This is a genomic window from Pseudomonas sp. MHK4 (assembly GCF_054600775.1).
In genome coordinates, this window is the sequence record NZ_BAAIAK010000008.1 from 162174 (window position 1) to 180649 (window position 18476).

The window sequence follows — 18476 nt, forward strand, 5'->3', positions numbered from 1 at the left end:
AGCACCGCCCCTTGACCGTTCAAAGTGTCATATCCGCCTAACTGTCGGCGCTTTCGCCCTGCTCAGCACAGAGCACTCGACGATAGAGCGCGGCCTGCAAGTCCTCGAACTTTACCGGCTTGCTCAAATGGTCGATCTGCGCGCCGCTCGGACAGCGCTCCCGGTCGGTGCCCAAGGCGATCATGAACACGGGCAACTGCGCGCAACCAGGCAATGCCCGGATCTGGCAGCACACGCAAACGCCGTCCAAAGACTGCAACTGGCAATCGACCAGCACCGCATCGAACGTTTCGCGCTGCAGCAAATCGAGTGCGGCGAGACCGCTGTCAGCCGTGCGCACGCGGAAACCGATCTTGAGCAACATACCGCGCATCACCAACTGATTGACGTTGTTGTCATCCACCAGCAATACGCTGCAATCCTGAGGCAGGCGCATTTGTGCCAAATCCCGCGTCGCGAGCGGCGTGGCAGGCCGCTCCGGCACCGTCACGTCGAACTCCACATCAAGCTGGAAACGGCTACCACGCCCAGGCTCTGAGCGGTGTGTCAGGCGCCCGCCGAGCAACTCCACCAATTGTCGGCAGATGGCCAGGCCGACCCCCAGGCCGCCGTACTCGCGCGTCATCGAACCGTCGAGCTGGAAGAAGCGCTGATACAGCGTCGCCTCACCAAGGTCGGTGAAGCCGATGCCTGTGTCGATCACCGCGAAGGACAACGTCAGTCGCTCGGGGTTGACCGTTTTTCCCGTGACCCGCAGCGCCAGTCCGCCGACCCGGGTGAACTTGATCGCGTTATCCAGCAGACACTCCAGGCATTGCGCCAACTTGGCGCTGTCGCCGTGCAGGCGATCCGGCACCCCCGACGCCACGTCGACCTTGAAATCCAGCGACTTGCTCGAGGCATTGCCATCGAACTGTGCGCGCAATGCCTCCACCACAGCGCGCAAACTGAAGGTGGCCGGGGTCGCCTTGAGCTTGCCCGCCTGCAACTCGGTCAAGGTAAGAATGCCATTGACCATGCGCATCATGTCCCGCGCCGACCCCGCGGCCGTTTGCTGATATTGCTCCAGCTCAGGGTCCATCTCGACGGTTTGCATCAGCTCCAGCGAACCGATCACGCCATTCATGGGCGTGCGCAACTCGTGGGTCAGGGTGGCGAGGAATTCGTCCTTGAGCTTGTTGCTGTGTGCCAGTTGCTGGTTGAGCACCTCGAGCTTTTGACCCGCGTCGAGCAGGGTTTGCGCCTGCTGCTCACGCATGGCGTTGATGCGGTCGGCCAGGGCCATGGACAGCAGCGCCACCTCGATCGCCGAGCCAATCTGGCTGGAGTACATGGTCAGGAACACATTCGGCAGGTAACCCAGCACCATCAGGGTATTGATGATGCCGCCGAGCAGAAACGCCGACCAGGCAATGATGAAATAGCGCGCGACCCGCAAGCCACGCAGCCAGGCAAAAATCCCCGCGGCAAAGATCACCACGGTGAAGGTCAGTGCCAGTGTCGTGGCCAGGCGCAAGGCCAGGGCGTAGCTGGTCATCAGGGACAACCCGACCACCAGTGCACCGAAGGCCACCAACGCCAGCAGCAAGCGGTCCATCCAGCGGCTGAGGGTGGCGGTCTGCAGGAAGCTGCGGGCGAACTGGCTGCCGAACAAACCGGCGCAACCGATGAAAAACGGCGTCGAGGCGTTGGCCCACCAGGGATTGTCCGGCCAGAAGTACTGCACCGCGGCGCCGTTTACCGACAGCTGATACAAGCCGAACGAGGCGATGTAGAAGATGTAGTAGAGATAACTGGTATCGCGCACGCTGAGGTAGATGAACAGGTTGTAGACCAGCATCCCCAGCAATACACCGTAGATCAGCCCCAGCACATAGAGCCGCACCGGTTGGTCTTCGAGATACGCAATGCTGGACCACAGCGTGACCGGTGCCTGGATCGACCCCTGGCTTTGCAGGCGCAGGTACAGCGTTTGCGCCTGGTCAGGGGTAAAATCCACAGTGAACAGGTAGTTGTTCTGGCGGATTTCGCGACTGGCGAACGGCAAGGCATCGCCGGTTTGCCTGGCCAATTCATAGTTGCCGCTGGCATCAGGCAGATACAGGTCAAGGTGATCGAGCGGTGGGTACGCCAACTCCAGCAGCCAGGTCCGTTGCGCAGCCGGGTTGGTCGGGCGGTACTGCAAATCGATTTTCAGCCAGAACACCGAGCGCGAATATCCGGCGTTGAGGGTGTCTTTATCATGCGCCTTGAAGTTGCCGGCCGCCGCCTGCGCACGGACGTCCGCGAGAGTCGCTTGACCGCCCGCGTCTTCAAACACTTGCAGGGTTCGCCCGAGGGGCAGGCTTTGGGTGAGTTCATTGAACTCAACGGCGTTCGCCAAGAGGGGCAAACACAACACAAACATCAGCAAATAGCGCATTTATGCCCCAGCGTGGACTTTCCGGTCCTGTCAGGAAGCCCCCCATTCCTTTTGAGTAGACGTAAGACCGGTGTTACCTGTTATTGGTTTGGATCCACTCTAGCATAGCCGTTGATGGCTAATGAGCACTACCAAAATTTTTCCAACAAAGGCTCTAGCACGGGCGTTCCAGCGAAGATTATTGAGATAGAGCCCGCCGTCCACGCAGGAGCTGCCGAAGGCTGCGATCTTTTGACCGTCGCACCGCTGCCTCCTATATGCGCACGCACCGAAAAAAGATGTTTGGTGGTAAGCTCGCGCACCATGAATATCTACAGCTCTCGCCCCGTTGTCCTCTGTCTCTCCGGCCACGACCCAAGTGGTGGCGCCGGCTTGCAGGCAGATATCGAAGCCTTGCTCGCCCAGGGTTGCCATGCGGCTCCGGCCGTCACCGCCCTGACCGTGCAAGATACCGTCAATGTCACTGACTTCCGCGTCCTCGACCGTGAGTGGGTGCTGGCCCAGGCCAATGCCGTGCTCAACGATTCCGAAGTCGCAGCCGTCAAGCTCGGCATGCTCGGTTCCCTGGAAATGGTCGACACCGTGGTCGAACTGCTCTCGGCGCACCCGCACTTGCCGGTGGTCTGTGACCCGGTGCTGCGCGCCGGCGGTGGTGGTCGCCTGGGCAAGGACGAAGTCGGCTATGCCATGCGCGAACGCCTGCTGCCGCTCTCGATCATCGCCACACCCAACCTTCCCGAAGCCCGGATCCTTGCCGAACTGCCTGAAGGCACCGCAGACCAGTGCGCTGAAAAACTCCTGCCGTTCGTCAAGCACCTGCTGATCACCGGCGGCCATGGCGACGAAACCGAAATCCACAACCGCCTGTACAGCCGCGATGGCTTGCGCGAAACCTACACCTGCCAACGCCTGCCCGGCAGTTATCACGGCTCGGGCTGCACCCTGGCCAGTGCACTTGCCGGCCGTCTGGCCCAAGGTGAAAACCTCGCCAGCGCCGTACAGACTGCACTTAACTACACGTGGCGCACCCTGCGCGATGCGGAGCAGTTGGGCAAAGGCCAATTCGTGCCACGCCGCCTGCCACTGGACTTCTGTTCGTAACGCCATGAGGCCTGCTCGATGAAACTACGTGGCCTGTACGCCATTACCGACAGCCAGTTGCTGGCCGGTAAATTTCTTTCGTACGTGGAGGCGGCGCTGGAAGGCGGCGTCACCCTGCTCCAATATCGCGACAAAAGCAGCGATGAGGCCCGTCGACTCCGCGAGGCAGAGGCCCTGCGCGATCTGTGCGAGCGCTACAAGACCCGATTGATCATCAACGACGACGCCGAATTGGCGGCACGCCTGAATGTGGGTGTGCATCTGGGCCAGACCGATGGCCCGCTGTCGCCGACCCGCGCCCTGCTCGGCTCCAAAGCCATCATCGGCTCGACCTGCCACGCGCAACTCGAACTGGCCGAACAAGCTGCCAGGGAGGGCGCCACTTATGTCGCCTTCGGCCGCTTCTTCAATTCCAACACCAAGCCCGGCGCACCGACCTGCAGCCTCGACCTGCTCGACCAGGCCCGCAAGCAGTTGCACCTGCCGATCTGCGCGATCGGCGGCATCACCCTGGACAACGCCGCTGCGCTGGTGACCCACGGCGTCGATCTGCTGGCGGTGGTGCATGGCCTGTTTGGTGCCGATAGCACGGCTGAAGTGACCCGCCGCGCCCGCGCCTTCAACGAATTACTGAAAATCTGATTTGAGAGCCCGATCATGTCTCGTTCCGAAACGCTGTTTGCCAATGCCCAGAAACACATTCCCGGTGGCGTGAACTCGCCGGTTCGCGCGTTCAAGAGCGTTGGCGGCACGCCGTTGTTCTTCAAGCACGCCGAAGGCGCCTATGTCACCGACGAAGACGATAAGCGTTATGTCGATTACGTCGGTTCCTGGGGCCCGATGATCCTCGGCCACAGCCACCCGGACGTCCTGGATGCCGTGCGCAAGCAGCTTGAACATGGTTTGTCCTACGGCGCGCCGACCGAGATGGAAACCCAGATGGCTGATCTGGTCTGCTCGCTGGTACCGTCGATGGAAATGGTGCGCATGGTCAGCTCCGGCACCGAAGCGACCATGAGCGCAATCCGCCTGGCCCGTGGTTTCACCGGTCGCGACAGCATCATCAAGTTCGAGGGCTGCTACCACGGTCACTCCGACAGCTTGCTGGTCAAGGCCGGTTCCGGCGCCCTGACCCAGGGCGTGCCGAGCTCGGCAGGTGTGCCGGCGGCGTTCGCCAAACACACCCTGACCCTGCCGTTCAACGACATCGATGCCGTCGAGGCCATGCTCGCCGAAGTCGGCCAGGACGTGGCGTGCATCATCGTCGAGCCGGTCGCCGGCAACATGAACTGCGTGCCGCCCGCCCCAGGCTTCCTCGAAGGCCTGCGGAGCCTGTGCGACAAGCACGGCGTGGTGCTGATTTTCGATGAAGTGATGACCGGTTTCCGCGTTGCCCTCGGCGGCGCCCAGGCTCACTACGGCGTGACACCGGACCTGACTACCTTCGGCAAAATCATTGGCGGCGGCATGCCGGTGGGTTGCTTCGGCGGCAAGCGCGAAATCATGTCGCGCATCGCCCCGCTGGGTCCGGTCTACCAGGCCGGTACATTGTCGGGTAACCCGCTGGCGATGGCGGCGGGCCTGACCACCTTGCGCCTGATCAGCCGCCCGGGCTTCCACGACGAGCTGACCGACTACACCACTCGCCTGCTCGACGGCTTGCAAGTGCGTGCCGATGCGGCAGGTATTCCCTTCGTGACCACCCAGGCCGGCGGCATGTTCGGCCTGTACTTCAGTGGCGCCGACGACATCGTGACCTTCGATGACGTGATGGCCAGCGACGCAGCCTTGTTCGGCCGCTTCTTCCACCTGATGCTGGAAGGTGGCGTCTACCTGGCGCCAAGCGCTTTCGAAGCCGGCTTCACCTCGATCGCCCACGGCGACGCCGAGTTGAAACTGACCCTGGATGCCGCCGAGCGCGCATTTGCTGCACTGAAGTAACGCCATATCGCTGACGCTGGCCATTGCCGGCGTCAGCTTTTTCGTACACTCCTGCCCTTTTTCCTACTTATCGGCTAATAATCCCGAGCAAAGTGGGCGATATATTTCCCGCGCAGCAGAAAAACGAGTAAAGACTTTGTAAGGTTGGCCCTGCTTATTTCATAATGCGCGCTTATTGGATCCCCTCGATGGGTCCGCGCGCCCCTCAGAGGTAAGTCGATTCCCATGAACCGCACCGGCCGCGCCCTTTCACTGGGCTGCCTGTTGCTCCTTCAGCCACTGCTCGCGCTCGCACAAGCAGGCGGTAACTCGTTGTTAATCCCAGCGATGGGTCGCTGCACCCTCAATACCCAGCCGCAAGACCTGGCCCAGGCGCTCGCCGCCTGCCAGAAAGCGTCGGATGAAGGGGATGCTCAAGCGCAATACGAGTTGGGTGAGTTCTACTATGACGGTAAAAACGCGCCACGCGATCTCAACAAGGCCCTTAGCTACTTCGAAAAGGCCTCGCTGCAAGGCCACGCCCAGGCTCAATTCAAACTCGGCACCATGTTCTTTCATGGCGAAGGCGTACCCGCCAATAACATTCAGGCGTATATCGTGCTGAAGATGGCCGCGGTCAATGGCGCGGAAGAAGCGCTGGACACCGCCGACGAAGTCGCCGAGCAAATGCCCCGCCAGGAACTGGAAGTCGCCACCCAGGTGCTGGGGCAAATTTTCCGAAAATACCTGATGGAATTGCAGAGCGCCGATGGGCGGACGCCGTTCGCGCCGCTGCCCTGATTTCTGCATCGACCTTTCCGGCCCCTTCGCTGCGATGCGGCGACCCGACAAGCCCGCTCCTACAAGGCCTACTTCTCAGGCATCGGCACCGGAAACGGCATCACATTGCCGACCGTGCCGCGGGCTTCACTGATTTTCGGTGTGCCAAGGCGCTCGACCTCGTCGATGCGCACGATCGAATGCATCGGCACGAAGCTGCGCACGACCCCTTCGAATTGTGCCTTGAGCTTCTCTTCGCTCGGGTCTACGACTACCTGTGTGCGCTCGCCAAAGACGAACTCTTCCACTTCCAGGAAGCCCCACAGATCGCTTTGATAGATCTGCTTGGCGTACATTTCGAACACCTGGCCCTGGTTGAGGAAAATCACCTTGTAGATTGGAGCTTCACGTTTGGTCATGGCAGGCGAAACACATCGGGGATAAAAATGAGGGCGCGAACTATAGCATAGCCGCCGGACGCGCAGCGGTAGGAACCTGAGTACATGTTCCCTATAATGCGCGGTTCTTTGAATCACGTGATGACCCTGTCCATGGCCAAGAAGCTTTACATCGAAACCCACGGTTGCCAGATGAACGAGTACGACAGCTCGCGCATGGTCGATCTGCTGGGCGAACACCAGGCCCTGGAAGTCACCGCGCGCGCTGAAGATGCCGACGTGATTCTGCTCAACACCTGCTCGATCCGCGAGCGCGCCCAGGACCGCGTCTATTCCCAGCTGGGCCGCTGGCGCGAACTGAAACTGGCCAACCCGGACATGGTGATCGCCGTCGGTGGCTGCGTGGCCAGCCAGGAAGGTGCCGCCATTCGCGATCGCGCGCCCTATGTCGACGTGGTGTTCGGCCCGCAGACCTTGCACCGCCTGCCGGAAATGATCGACGCCGCGCGCATCAGCAAGCTGCCGCAGGTCGACGTCTCGTTCCCCGAAATCGAAAAATTCGACCATTTGCCCGAACCACGCATCGACGGCCCGAGCGCCTACGTGTCGGTGATGGAAGGTTGCAGCAAGTACTGCACGTTCTGCGTAGTGCCCTACACCCGTGGTGAAGAGGTCAGCCGGCCGTTCGACGACGTGATTGCCGAAATCATTCACCTGGCCGAACACGGCGTGCGCGAAGTGACGTTGCTCGGACAGAACGTCAACGGCTATCGCGGCAAGACCCACGACGGTCGCCTGGCGGACCTGGCCGAACTGATCCGCGTGGTCGCCGCGGTCGATGGCATCGACCGCATCCGCTACACCACCTCGCACCCTTTGGAATTCTCCGACAGCCTGATCCAGGCCCACACCGACGTGCCGGAACTGGTGAAACACCTGCACCTGCCGGTGCAATCGGGTTCGGACCGCATCCTCGCGGCGATGAAGCGCAACCACACCGCGCTGGAATACAAATCCAAACTGCGCAAGCTGCGCGCCGCCGTGCCGGGGATCTGCATCAGTTCGGACTTCATCGTCGGCTTCCCCGGCGAGACCGAAAAAGACTTCGAACAGACCATGAAGCTGATCCAGGACGTCGGCTTCGACTTCTCCTACTCCTTCGTCTACAGCCAGCGCCCGGGTACACCCGCCGCCGACCTGGCCGATGACACGCCGGAAGAGCTGAAGAAAGAGCGCCTCAACGCCCTGCAACATCGCCTGAACCAGCAAGGTTTCGAGATCAGCCGACAGATGGTCGGTTCGATTCAGCGGATTCTTGTAACCGATTATTCCAAGAAAGACCCCGGTGAGCTGCAAGGCCGGACCGAGAATAACCGTATCGTCAACTTCCGCTGCGACAATCCGACCCTGATCGGCCAGTTCGCCGATGTGCACATCGATGCCGCACAGCCACACTCGCTGCGGGGCTCGCTGATCCAATAACACTGGATCCCCCTGTAGGAGCGAGCTTGCTCGCGAAGAGGCCGTCAGTCGACATTGATGTAGCTGACACACCGCGTTCGCGAGCAAGCTCGCTCCTACAAAGTCCGCGCCAAAGGCAGGAATCGGGTTGCCTCATTTAAGAGCTTTCGCAGCCGCGCCACTGGCGCTATCCTTGAATCATCCCAATTGCCCCAGGGCGGCTAAATACGACCTTGAACGCACCCATCGAACCACATCGTTTCATCCTCGAGCCCTTTGAGGCCCGCCGCTTCGCCAATCTGTGCGGGCAATTCGACGAGCACCTGCGCTTGATCGAACAGCGCCTGACCATCGAGATCCGCAACCGCGGAAACCAGTTCGAACTGATCGGCGAGCCAAAACACACCACCTCCGCGGAAAACCTCCTGCGCCGCCTGTACCGCGAAACCAAGGGTACCGAGCTGTCGCCGGACATGGTGCACCTGTTCCTGCAGGAATCCGCCGTCGAAGCGCTGGACAACCACTCGCCCGCCGAAGCCTCCGTCGCCTTGCGCACCAAGAAAGGCATGATTCGCCCTCGCGGCTTGAATCAATTGCGTTACGTGAAGGAAATCCTCGGCAACGACATCAACTTCGGCATTGGCCCGGCCGGTACCGGCAAGACCTACCTGGCCGTTGCCTGTGCGGTTGATGCGCTGGAACGCGAGCAGATCCGGCGCATCCTGCTGGTGCGTCCGGCGGTCGAAGCGGGTGAAAAACTCGGCTTCCTGCCCGGTGACCTGTCACAGAAAATCGACCCGTACCTGCGCCCGCTCTACGACGCGCTGTATGAAATGCTCGGCTTCGAATACGTCGCCAAGCTGATCGAGCGCCAGGTGATCGAAGTCGCGCCACTGGCCTACATGCGTGGCCGGACGCTGAACAACAGCTTCATCATCCTCGACGAAAGCCAGAACACCACGGTCGAACAGATGAAAATGTTCCTGACCCGGATCGGCTTCGGCTCCACGGCCGTCATCACCGGTGACATCACCCAGGTCGACCTGCCGCGCGGCACCAAGTCCGGGCTGCACCACGTGATCGAAGTCTTGAAGGATGTGCCGGGTATCAGCTTCACGCACTTCCAGCCCAAGGACGTTGTGCGTCATCCATTGGTGCAACGGATTGTCGAAGCCTACGAGCGCTTCGAAACCAAAGCGGCCGATGATGCCGCCGCCAGGGATAGCCGCCGCGATGCTTGAGCTTGATCTGCAAATCGCGACCCAAGCGCCCGCCCCCAGTGAAGCCGAGTTCCGCCAATGGTGCGAACTGGCCCTGCGCCAGCGCATCGCCGACTCGGAAATGACCATTCGCCTGGTTGACGAAGACGAAGGCCGCGAACTGAATAACACCTGGCGGCACAAGGACTACGCCACCAACGTCTTGTCGTTCCCCGCCGATGTGCCGGACGAGTTTCTCGACATCCCGCTGCTGGGCGACCTGGTGATCTGCGTGCCGGTGGTCGAGCGCGAAGCCGCCGAGCAGGGCAAGGAACTCAAGGCCCACTGGGCGCATCTGGTGATCCACGGCTGCTTGCATCTGCTCGGTTACGACCATATAGAAGATGACGAAGCCGAAGAGATGGAAGCACTGGAACGAACGTTGCTTGCAGAACTGGGCTATCGGGATCCGTACGCGGACGACGAAATCGAAGCACCCCCTACCGAAACAACAAAGGATTCAGAGTAATCGCTATGAGCGAAGATCGATCGAGCAACGGGCAGAAGTCTTGGCTGGGTAAACTCACCCAGGCTTTTGCCCACGAGCCGAAGAACCGCCAGGAGCTGCTGGAGCTGCTGCGCGATGCACACCAGAACAAACTGCTGGACAGCGAAGCGCTGGCCATCGTCGAAGGCGCCATCCAGGTTGCCGACCTGCAAGTAAGGGACATCATGGTTCCGCGCTCGCAGATGATCAGCATCAAGGCGACCCAGACACCTCGCGAGTTCCTCCCCGCCGTGGTCGATTCGGCCCACTCCCGCTACCCGGTGATCGGCGAAAGCCACGATGACGTGATGGGCGTGTTGCTGGCCAAGGACTTGCTGCCGTTGATCCTCAGGGAGAACGGCGACAGCTTCAACATCAAGGACCTGCTGCGCCCGGCCACTTTCGTGCCGGAGTCCAAGCGCCTGAACGTGTTGCTGCGTGAGTTCCGCGCCAACCACAACCACATGGCCATCGTCATTGACGAATACGGCGGCGTGGCGGGCCTGGTGACCATCGAAGACGTGCTGGAACAAATCGTCGGCGACATCGAAGACGAGCACGACGTCGAGGAAGACAGCTACATCAAGCCGCTGCCCAGCGGTGATTTCCTGATCAAGGCCCTGACGCCGATCGAGAACTTCAACGAGTTCTTCGACAGCGAATTTTCCGACGACGAGTTCGACACCGTGGGCGGCCTGGTGATGAGCGCGTTCGGGCACTTGCCAAAACGCAACGAAATCACTGAAATCGGCGCCTATCGCTTCCGCATCCTGAACGCCGACAGTCGGCGGATTCATTTGCTGCGACTGACACCTATCGCCCGGTAAAACCTAAGGATCGAAATGCGCTGGACAACCCGCCCCGGCTGGCCCGGTAACCTGCTGGCCGTGGCGGCCGGTGCAATCACCACCCTGGCCCTGGCGCCATTCGATATCTGGCCACTGGCATTGCTGGCGGTCGGGCTTTTCTATGCCGGCTTGCGTGAACTGAATCCACGCCAGGCCCTGGGACGTGGCTGGTGTTTCGGCTTCGGCCTGTTTGGCGCCGGTACCAGCTGGATCTACTACAGCATTCATCACTTCGGTGGCGCATCAGTACTGCTCGCTGGCTTCCTGATGCTGATCTTCACGGCGGCGATTGCCTGGTTCTTCGCCCTGCCCGCCTGGATTTGGGCGCGCTGGCTGCGGCGCAACGAAGCGCCGCTGGCGGACACCCTGGCATTTGCGGCGCTGTGGGTCGGCCAGGAAGCCTTTCGCGGCTGGTTCCTGACCGGTTTCCCATGGCTCTACTCCGGTTACAGTCAACTTGATGGCCCCCTGGCCGGCCTCGCGCCTGTTGGTGGGATGTGGCTGATATCCTTCACCCTGGCCCTGACAGCTGCATTGATCTACAACGCCATGCGCCTGGTGCGCACCGCACGCAAAGGCTTCATCGCCGTGGGCGTTGTGCTGCTGGCAGGCCCGTGGGTGGCCGGCATGGCACTCAAGCAACACGCCTGGACCAGCCCGGCAGGCGCGCCACTGAGTGTCGCGGCGATCCAGGGCAATATCGAACAGAGCATGAAGTGGGACCCGGCGCAGCTCAACGCGCAATTGGAGCTGTACCGCGACATGAGCTTCAGCTCGAAACGGGTCGACTTGCTGATCTGGCCGGAAACCGCGGTCCCGGTGCTCAAGGAGTCTGCCCAGGGCTACCTGGACATGATGGGGAAATTTGCCGCCGAGCGCGATTCGGCGATGATTACCGGCGTGCCTATCCGCGAAGTCGTCCACCAGCAGAAACGCTTCTACAACGGTATTACCGTGGTCGGCGAAGGCGATGGCACCTACCTCAAGCAGAAGCTCGTGCCGTTCGGCGAATACGTGCCGTTGCAAGATGTATTGCGGGGCCTGATCGCGTTCTTTGACCTGCCCATGTCGGACTTTGCCCGCGGTCCTTCCGACCAGGCCATGCTGCAAGCCAAGGGTTACCAGATTGCGCCGTTCATCTGCTACGAAGTGGTGTACCCGGAGTTCGCCGCCGGCCTTGCCGCGCAAAGCGAACTGCTGCTGACCATCAGCAACGACACCTGGTTCGGCACGTCCATTGGCCCGCTGCAGCACTTGCAGATGGCGCAGATGCGCGCGCTCGAGGCGGGTCGCTGGATGATCCGCGCCACCAACAATGGCGTGACCGGCCTGATCAACCCGTTTGGCCAGATCACCACGCAGATCCCGCAGTTCGAACGCGGCATCCTGTACGGCGAAGTGGTGCCGATGCACAACCTCACACCGTACCTGCAATGGCGGTCGTGGCCATTGATCATTGTTTGTGTGCTGTTGTTTGGCTGGGCGTTGAATGCCAGCCGGATGGCCAAGACCGTCTAGACCGACGACGCATGAACCCTGTAGGAGCTGGCTTGCCAGCGAAGAAGCCTTCGCCGGCAAGCCGGCTCCTACAGAACGGGTCAACGGTAGAAAAGCCAATAGGCGACCTGCCCCGCTGCCTCATTCAACAACTGCCCGCTACGCCAGATCGCCTTGAATTCCGGCATCCAGCCGCCCAGCGGCTCGGCGTTGTCCACGCCCAGAAATCCGACTGGCGCCGGGACCACTTCAAACCCGGCCTTCTGAAAACTCCAGACCGCGCGCGGCATGTGCCAGGCCTGGGTGACCACCACCACGCGCTTGATGCCCTCAGGCAACAGGACTTCGGCGCTGAATGTCGCGTTTTCCCAGGTGGTTCGGCTTTGCCCTTCCTGCCACCGCACAGCCACGCCAAAATCATCGCGCATTGAGTCAGCCATCATTTTGGCTTCGGTGGGTGGCGAGCCGTAATGCAAGCCACCACTGGTCAGGATCGGCAAGCCCGAGGCCTTTGCCAGGCGAGCGGCATAGCGTTCTCGCTCCAGGGCCATTCCGGTGGGTTGATCACTGCCCCAGGCCAGGTCACCCCTTTCGCGCCCGGCCCCCAGCACCACGATCGCATCGGCGCGCCTGGCCAGGGTTGCCCATTCGTCGACAGCCAACGGTACTTCACGCTCAAGGACCCCGGCCCCCCACTGCACCATCACCGGCAGGCTCATCAACCAGAAACCGCCCACGCCCAGCGCAAAGCACCCACCGGCAAGGCGCGGTCTTGAGCGGCGCCACCACCAGGCGAGCACCAGCAACAGAATAAGAACGCCAGGCGGCATCAGAAGGTGTTTCACGAAATAGCGAAAAGGCATCGGGCATCTCCTCAAAGATGCCCGAAGCCTAAGTGGGTTGACGCAATGCGACAATAAATACGGAAGGACTATGCTTCAAAAAACCGTGGAGCATGGCTCTATGCGCTATTTGAACTGCAGGGACCGGACCTTTACCGCGTCTCTGCCAGGTATTTTGTCCTTGAGCCAGATGATCTTGGCCGAACGTGGTGCGTCGAGTTGCTTCACTGCTTCAGACAAGCATCCCTGCGTTTCACGCTCACTGCGATCGAGGTACGCCTTGACCAGTGCAAACTCTGCGGGGCTGAGGCCACGCAACTCCAGTTCCAAAGGGCGTTCATCGCGCAGCCGACCAGCTGTTTTGGCTGCATCAAGGGCCATGCCCAAACGATCGATCAGTCTTTCGTACAACTCCGGTTTCGTAGCTTTTTGCCGTGACTCAACCATCCCTCACCTCATTGGAAGATAAGACCTACTCCCCATTTAGAGCTTAGCTTCCATCGACAAACCGGCTGGACGCCGCGACCAACGGCCCTCGCAGCGGTTTTTGCGAGACGCGCGACAGTAATCAGGGTTTCCCTCGATAGAGTGCGGTCATGTATGCTACGGCGCTTCCTGTAACTCCACTTCCAGCTCCTCTGGACACCGAAACGCCGAATTGGCGCACTCACCATCCAGGGTCGCATTGAAGAGGATTAGGCCACCCCTATTCAGTTCAAAAGTAGCCATGCACGAACAATATCAGCCCCGTGAAATCGAAGCCGCCGCCCAGTCGTTCTGGGACGAGCAAAAGTCCTTTGAAGTCAGTGAACAGCCAGGCAAGGAGACCTACTACTGCCTGTCGATGTTCCCTTACCCCAGCGGCAAGCTACACATGGGGCACGTGCGCAACTACACCATCGGCGACGTGATCTCCCGCTACCAGCGCATGCTGGGCAAGAACGTCCTGCAACCGATGGGTTGGGACGCCTTCGGCATGCCGGCGGAAAACGCCGCGATGAAGAACAACGTAGCGCCCGCCAAGTGGACCTACGAGAACATCGCCTACATGAAATCCCAGCTGCGCAGCCTGGGCCTGGCGGTGGACTGGTCGCGCGAAGTGACCACCTGCAAACCCGATTACTACCGCTGGGAACAATGGCTGTTCACTCGCCTGTTCGAAAAAGGCGTGATCTACAAGAAAAGCGGCACCGTGAACTGGGACCCGGTCGACCAGACCGTCCTGGCCAACGAGCAGGTAATCGACGGGCGCGGCTGGCGTTCCGGCGCGCTGATCGAAAAGCGCGAAATCCCGATGTACTACTTCAAGATCACCGCCTACGCGGATGAGCTGCTGGAGAGCCTCGACGAACTGACTGGCTGGCCTGAACAGGTCAAGACCATGCAGCGCAACTGGATCGGCAAATCCCGCGGCATGGAAGTGCAGTTCCCGTACAACGTCGACTCCATCGGCGAAGCCGGTGCACTGAAAGTCTTCACCACCCGTCCGGACACTCTCATGGGAGCGACTTACGTCGCCGTGGCCGCCGAGCACCACCTGGCCTCCCTCGCCGCCCGGAACAACCCTGAGCTGCAAGCGTTCATCGCTGAATGCAAGGGCGGCAGCGTCGCCGAAGCCGACGTCGCCACCCAGGAGAAAAAAGGCCTGCCAACCGGCCTGTTCGTCGAGCACCCGTTGACCGGCGAAAAGCTGCCGGTATGGGTCGCCAATTACGTGCTGATGCACTACGGCGACGGCGCGGTGATGGCTGTTCCGGCCCACGACGAGCGCGATTTCGAATTCGCCCACAAGTACAACCTGCCGGTCAAATCGGTAGTGCGTACCAGCTCTGGTGACACCAACCCGGCCCCGTGGCAAGACGCCTATGGCGAACACGGCACGCTGATCAACTCCGGCGAGTTCGACGGCCTGGACTTCGCGGGCGCCTTCGACGCGATTGAAGTCGCGCTGATCAAGAAAAATCTCGGTGCCTCGCGCACCCAGTTCCGCCTGCGCGATTGGGGCATCAGCCGTCAGCGCTACTGGGGCTGCCCGATCCCGATCATCCACTGCAATACTTGCGGTGACGTGCCGGTGCCGGAAGATCAATTGCCTGTCGTGCTGCCGGAAGACGTCGTACCCGATGGCGCCGGTTCGCCACTGGCGCGCATGCCCGAGTTCTACGAGTGCAGCTGCCCGAAATGCGGCCAGCCTGCCAAGCGTGAAACCGACACCATGGACACCTTCGTCGAGTCCTCCTGGTACTACGCCCGCTACGCCTCGCCGCACTTCGAAGGCGGCCTGGTGGAAAAATCCGCGGCCGACCACTGGTTGCCGGTGGACCAGTACATCGGCGGCATCGAACACGCCATTCTTCACCTGCTTTACGCGCGCTTCTTCCACAAGCTGATGCGCGACGAAGGCCTGGTGAGCTCCAACGAGCCATTCAAGAACCTGCTGACCCAGGGCATGGTGATCGCCGAGACTTACTATCGTCGCGAAGCCAACGGTGCCTACACCTGGTTCAACCCGGCGGACGTCGAGCTCGAACGCGACAGCAAGGCCAAGGTCATCAGCGCCAAGCTGATCGCCGACGGCCTGCCGGTGGAAATCGGTGGCACCGAGAAGATGGCAAAGTCGAAGAACAACGGCGTTGACCCACAGTCGATGATCGACCAGTTCGGCGCTGACACCTGCCGCCTGTTCATGATGTTCGCCTCGCCACCTGACATGAGCGCGGAATGGTCCGACTCCGGGGTTGAAGGTTCGCACCGCTTCCTCAAGCGCGTCTGGCGCCTGGCTCAAGCGCACGTCACCCAGGGCCTGCCCGGCAAACTGGACGTCGCCAGCCTGAACGACGAGCAGAAAGTCATTCGCCGCTCGATCCACCAGGCCATCAAGCAAGCAAGCCACGACGTCGGCCAGAACCACAAATTCAACACCGCCATCGCCCAGGTGATGACGCTGATGAACGTGCTGGAAAAAGCCGCGCAAGGCACCGAGCAGGATCGCGCACTGGTTCAGGAAGGCCTGGAAACCGTAACCCTGCTGCTGGCTCCGATCACCCCGCACATCAGCCACGAGCTGTGGCATCGCCTGGGTCACGCCGATCCGGTGATCGACGCCGCCTGGCCGGAGCTGGACGAAAGCGCGCTGGTGCAGGACAGCCTGACGCTGGTCATCCAGGTCAACGGCAAGCTGCGCGGCCAGATCGAAATGCCGGCCAGCGCCACTCGCGAAGAAGTCGAAGCCGCCGCACGGGCCAACGAGAACGTGCTGCGTTTCGTCGATGGTCTGACCATTCGCAAAGTGATCGTGGTGCCCGGGAAACTGGTCAACATCGTCGCCAGCTAATTGGATAAGGCGCCTGGCCATGCCGGGCGCCGAACAAAACCTTTCGGGCCACTTGATTGGCCCACATGGTTTCAAGGGGAGCTACACAATGATCAAACGCAACTTGCTGGTGATAGGCCTCGCGGTCCTGTTGAGCGCCTGCGGCTTCCAGCTGCGTGGCACCGGCACCACCGAACTGGCGATCACGGAACTCGACCTGAGCGCCCGCGACGCTTACGGCGAAACGGTGACGCAATTGCGCCAGACGCTGGTCAGCAGTGGCGTCAAGGTCTACAAAGGCGCCCCGTACGAACTCATCCTGACCAACCAGCAGGAATCCCAGCGCATCCTCAGCTACGCTGGCGCCGGTCGTACGGGCGAATATCAACTGAACACCGTGCTCAACTATGACATTCGTGGCCAGGGCAACCTGCCCCTGCTGAGCGACAAAATCGAAGTGCAGAAGGTGTTCATCCATGACGGCAACAACCTGGTAGGTTCCGACCAGGAGGCCAGCGATGCCCGCCGGGAAATGCGACGCGAGCTGGTTCAACGCATGATGTTGCGCCTGCAGCAATTCACCCCGGCCCAGCTGGACCAGTTGCAGCAGACGGCTGCAGCCAAGGCCAAGGCAGAAGCCGCAGCACTGGAAGCGGCGCAGAAAGCTGAAGCGCAAACGCCGCGTCAGTCGCCCATCGAACTGCCTCGGCAGTAAGACTTACGGGGCGCCTTGGCGCCCCGTTCGCCCCCTCTTATGAAGCTCGCTCCCGCCCAACTCGCCAAACACCTGCAAGGCGCCCTCGCGCCGGTCTACGTCATCAGTGGCGATGACCCCTTGCTATGCCAGGAAGCCGCCGACGCCATCCGCACGGCCGCTCGCCAACAAGGCTTCGATGAACGCCAGGTGTTCGCCGCCGATGCTGGTTTCGACTGGGGCACCTTGCTGCAAGCCGGCGCCAGCATGTCGCTGTTCGCCGAAAAACGCCTGCTGGAATTGCGTCTGCCTTCCGGCAAACCCGGCGATAAAGGTGCTGCCGCACTCATTGAGTACTGCTCGCGGCCGGCCGAAGACACGCTGCTGTTGATCAGCCTGCCGAAGCTCGATGGCAGCGCGCAGAAAACCAAATGGGGCAAGGCGCTGGTCGAAGGCCAACAGACCCAGTTCGTGCAGATCTGGCCGGTGGATGCCAACCAGTTGCCCAGTTGGATCCGTCAGCGTTTGTCCCAGGCCGGGCTGTCCGCCAGCCAGGACGCCGTCGAGCTGATCGCCGCTCGGGTCGAGGGCAACTTGCTGGCCGCCGCCCAGGAAATCGAAAAGCTCAAGCTGATGGCCGAAGGCGGCCAGATCACTATCGAAACCGTACAGGCGGCGGTGGCCGACAGTGCGCGCTTCGACGTTTTCGGCTTGACCGACGCCATTCTCAATGGCGAAGCCGCCCACGCCCTGCGGATGCTCGAAGGGCTTCGCGGTGAGGGCGTCGAGCCCCCAGTGATTCTCTGGGCCCTTGCCCGGGAACTGCGCCTGCTGGCCAACATTTCATTGCAGTACAGCCAGGGCACGCCACTGGACAAAGCTTTCAGCCAGGCCAGGCCGCCGGTCTGGGACAAGCGCAAACCGCTGATGAGCAAAGCCCTGCAACGCTATTCGGCACAACGCTGGGCGCAATTGTTGCTCGAGGCCCAACGCATCGACGCGCAGATCAAGGGCCAGGCGGCGGGTTCGCCGTGGATGAGCTTGAGTCGCCTGACGCTGTTGATGGCTGGCCAGCGTTTGTCGTTGCCTGCTGAATAAGATCAAAAGATCGCAGCCTCTGTAGGAGCTGCCGCAGGCTGCGATCTTTTGATCTTTCTTCCTACAAAAACCACATCCATCCGCCCTATAGACAGAAACCCAACTTCGGCCGATGATTTGCCCCGCCCCCCCTCACTTGCGAGAGCCCATCATGAGCAAAAAGCCGTCCAAACACGGCCCCAACAAGGCCAAATCCATCATCGCCCAGCCATTGTTCCGCAGCCGTCAGGAACGAGCAGGCAAGGGTAAAGGCAGCTACCGCCGCGAAGCCTTCCAGTCTGACAACTGGGAGGCTTCTTACTTTCTGGCGGCCTGAAAGGCAAGCATCCGCGCAACATGTTAAGGTCTGTACCTGA

17 protein-coding genes are annotated in these 18476 nt (G+C 61.1%); 13 read left to right on the forward strand and 4 right to left on the reverse strand.

The features are described from left to right. Positions 1–37: 37 nt before the first annotated feature. Positions 38–2422 carry a 7TM diverse intracellular signaling domain-containing protein gene (locus tag ACYP2Q_RS20645; RefSeq protein ID WP_459732227.1) on the reverse strand — a complete coding sequence of 795 codons (2385 nt, stop codon included), beginning with the start codon at positions 2420–2422 and terminating at the stop codon, positions 38–40. Positions 2423–2725: 303 nt separating this feature from the next. On the opposite strand from ACYP2Q_RS20645, the gene ACYP2Q_RS20650 reads away from it, so the two are divergent. From ACYP2Q_RS20650 to ACYP2Q_RS20665, 4 genes are all read left to right on the forward strand, one after another. Then, the gene (locus ACYP2Q_RS20650) at positions 2726–3523 is read left to right on the forward strand and encodes a hydroxymethylpyrimidine/phosphomethylpyrimidine kinase (RefSeq protein ID WP_046815827.1); all 798 of its coding nucleotides are present in this window, start codon (positions 2726–2728) and stop codon (positions 3521–3523) included. Between the two features lie 18 nt (positions 3524–3541). Further along, complete coding sequence (gene thiE, locus ACYP2Q_RS20655; RefSeq protein WP_459732228.1) at positions 3542–4165, forward strand: thiamine phosphate synthase; 624 nt, start codon at positions 3542–3544, stop codon at positions 4163–4165. Positions 4166–4180: 15 nt separating this feature from the next. After that, complete coding sequence (hemL, locus tag ACYP2Q_RS20660; RefSeq protein ID WP_046815829.1) at positions 4181–5464, forward strand: glutamate-1-semialdehyde 2,1-aminomutase; 1284 nt, start codon at positions 4181–4183, stop codon at positions 5462–5464. A gap of 225 nt (positions 5465–5689) precedes the next feature. Then, a complete protein-coding gene (locus ACYP2Q_RS20665) occupies positions 5690–6244 on the forward strand; it encodes a tetratricopeptide repeat protein (protein ID WP_274074470.1) in 555 nt (184 codons plus the stop codon). 68 nt (positions 6245–6312) lie between these two features. Here ACYP2Q_RS20665 and ACYP2Q_RS20670 read toward each other — a convergent pair whose 3' ends face one another. Beyond that, positions 6313–6642: a DUF1820 family protein gene (locus tag ACYP2Q_RS20670; RefSeq protein ID WP_008066015.1), complete on the reverse strand. Its 330-nt coding sequence runs from the start codon at positions 6640–6642 to the stop codon at positions 6313–6315. A 132-nt stretch (positions 6643–6774) separates the two neighbouring features. On the opposite strand from ACYP2Q_RS20670, the gene miaB reads away from it, so the two are divergent. The 5 genes from miaB (at position 6775) to lnt (ending at position 12194) form a co-directional block, all read left to right on the forward strand. Then, positions 6775–8103 (forward strand): tRNA (N6-isopentenyl adenosine(37)-C2)-methylthiotransferase MiaB, encoded by a 1329-nt coding sequence (miaB, locus tag ACYP2Q_RS20675; RefSeq protein ID WP_459732314.1) that lies wholly within the window; start codon positions 6775–6777, stop codon positions 8101–8103. A gap of 212 nt (positions 8104–8315) precedes the next feature. Next, positions 8316–9323, forward strand: coding sequence for a PhoH family protein (locus ACYP2Q_RS20680; RefSeq protein ID WP_459732229.1), 1008 nt, complete (start codon positions 8316–8318; stop codon positions 9321–9323). Beyond that, positions 9316–9810 carry an rRNA maturation RNase YbeY gene (gene ybeY, locus ACYP2Q_RS20685; RefSeq protein ID WP_459732230.1) on the forward strand — a complete coding sequence of 165 codons (495 nt, stop codon included), beginning with the start codon at positions 9316–9318 and terminating at the stop codon, positions 9808–9810. The genes ACYP2Q_RS20680 and ybeY overlap by 8 nt, the downstream gene beginning before the upstream one ends. A gap of 5 nt (positions 9811–9815) precedes the next feature. Continuing rightward, a complete protein-coding gene (locus ACYP2Q_RS20690; RefSeq protein ID WP_020798742.1) occupies positions 9816–10655 on the forward strand; it encodes an HlyC/CorC family transporter in 840 nt (279 codons plus the stop codon). Between the two features lie 15 nt (positions 10656–10670). Further along, positions 10671–12194 (forward strand): apolipoprotein N-acyltransferase, encoded by a 1524-nt coding sequence (lnt, locus tag ACYP2Q_RS20695; protein WP_459732231.1) that lies wholly within the window; start codon positions 10671–10673, stop codon positions 12192–12194. 80 nt (positions 12195–12274) lie between these two features. Here the strand turns inward: lnt and ACYP2Q_RS20700 are convergent, their stop codons facing one another. Both ACYP2Q_RS20700 and ACYP2Q_RS20705 read right to left on the reverse strand, forming a co-directional pair. Beyond that, complete coding sequence (locus tag ACYP2Q_RS20700) at positions 12275–13036, reverse strand: YdcF family protein (RefSeq protein ID WP_459732232.1); 762 nt, start codon at positions 13034–13036, stop codon at positions 12275–12277. A gap of 105 nt (positions 13037–13141) precedes the next feature. After that, positions 13142–13462, reverse strand: a complete 321-nt coding sequence (locus ACYP2Q_RS20705) for a hypothetical protein (protein WP_274074465.1) — start codon at positions 13460–13462, stop codon at positions 13142–13144. 280 nt (positions 13463–13742) lie between these two features. Between ACYP2Q_RS20705 and leuS the strand changes: the two genes are divergently transcribed. The 4 genes from leuS (at position 13743) to arfA (ending at position 18436) form a co-directional block, all read left to right on the forward strand. Next, the gene (leuS, locus tag ACYP2Q_RS20710; protein ID WP_459732233.1) at positions 13743–16349 is read left to right on the forward strand and encodes a leucine--tRNA ligase; all 2607 of its coding nucleotides are present in this window, start codon (positions 13743–13745) and stop codon (positions 16347–16349) included. A gap of 88 nt (positions 16350–16437) precedes the next feature. After that, a complete protein-coding gene (locus ACYP2Q_RS20715) occupies positions 16438–17043 on the forward strand; it encodes an LPS-assembly lipoprotein LptE (RefSeq protein ID WP_459732234.1) in 606 nt (201 codons plus the stop codon). A gap of 39 nt (positions 17044–17082) precedes the next feature. After that, positions 17083–18120, forward strand: a complete 1038-nt coding sequence (gene holA, locus ACYP2Q_RS20720) for a DNA polymerase III subunit delta (protein WP_459732235.1) — start codon at positions 17083–17085, stop codon at positions 18118–18120. Between the two features lie 151 nt (positions 18121–18271). Then, positions 18272–18436, forward strand: coding sequence for an alternative ribosome rescue factor ArfA (arfA, locus tag ACYP2Q_RS20725; protein WP_008035105.1), 165 nt, complete (start codon positions 18272–18274; stop codon positions 18434–18436). The last annotated feature ends 40 nt before the right edge of the window (positions 18437–18476 follow it).

Coding starts and splice junctions, on each gene's coding strand:
- thiE (WP_459732228.1), top strand. CDS start 3,542: ATGAAACTACGTGGCCTGTACGCCATTACCGACAGCCAGTTGCTGGCC.
- ACYP2Q_RS20705 (WP_274074465.1), bottom strand. CDS start 13,462: ATGGTTGAGTCACGGCAAAAAGCTACGAAACCGGAGTTGTACGAAAGA.
- miaB (WP_459732314.1), top strand. CDS start 6,775: ATGGCCAAGAAGCTTTACATCGAAACCCACGGTTGCCAGATGAACGAG.
- holA (WP_459732235.1), top strand. CDS start 17,083: ATGAAGCTCGCTCCCGCCCAACTCGCCAAACACCTGCAAGGCGCCCTC.
- lnt (WP_459732231.1), top strand. CDS start 10,671: ATGCGCTGGACAACCCGCCCCGGCTGGCCCGGTAACCTGCTGGCCGTG.
- ACYP2Q_RS20670 (WP_008066015.1), bottom strand. CDS start 6,642: ATGACCAAACGTGAAGCTCCAATCTACAAGGTGATTTTCCTCAACCAG.
- ACYP2Q_RS20715 (WP_459732234.1), top strand. CDS start 16,438: ATGATCAAACGCAACTTGCTGGTGATAGGCCTCGCGGTCCTGTTGAGC.
- ACYP2Q_RS20665 (WP_274074470.1), top strand. CDS start 5,690: ATGAACCGCACCGGCCGCGCCCTTTCACTGGGCTGCCTGTTGCTCCTT.
- ACYP2Q_RS20690 (WP_020798742.1), top strand. CDS start 9,816: ATGAGCGAAGATCGATCGAGCAACGGGCAGAAGTCTTGGCTGGGTAAA.
- ACYP2Q_RS20650 (WP_046815827.1), top strand. CDS start 2,726: ATGAATATCTACAGCTCTCGCCCCGTTGTCCTCTGTCTCTCCGGCCAC.
- arfA (WP_008035105.1), top strand. CDS start 18,272: ATGAGCAAAAAGCCGTCCAAACACGGCCCCAACAAGGCCAAATCCATC.
- ACYP2Q_RS20645 (WP_459732227.1), bottom strand. CDS start 2,422: ATGCGCTATTTGCTGATGTTTGTGTTGTGTTTGCCCCTCTTGGCGAAC.
- hemL (WP_046815829.1), top strand. CDS start 4,181: ATGTCTCGTTCCGAAACGCTGTTTGCCAATGCCCAGAAACACATTCCC.
- leuS (WP_459732233.1), top strand. CDS start 13,743: ATGCACGAACAATATCAGCCCCGTGAAATCGAAGCCGCCGCCCAGTCG.
- ybeY (WP_459732230.1), top strand. CDS start 9,316: ATGCTTGAGCTTGATCTGCAAATCGCGACCCAAGCGCCCGCCCCCAGT.
- ACYP2Q_RS20700 (WP_459732232.1), bottom strand. CDS start 13,036: ATGCCTTTTCGCTATTTCGTGAAACACCTTCTGATGCCGCCTGGCGTT.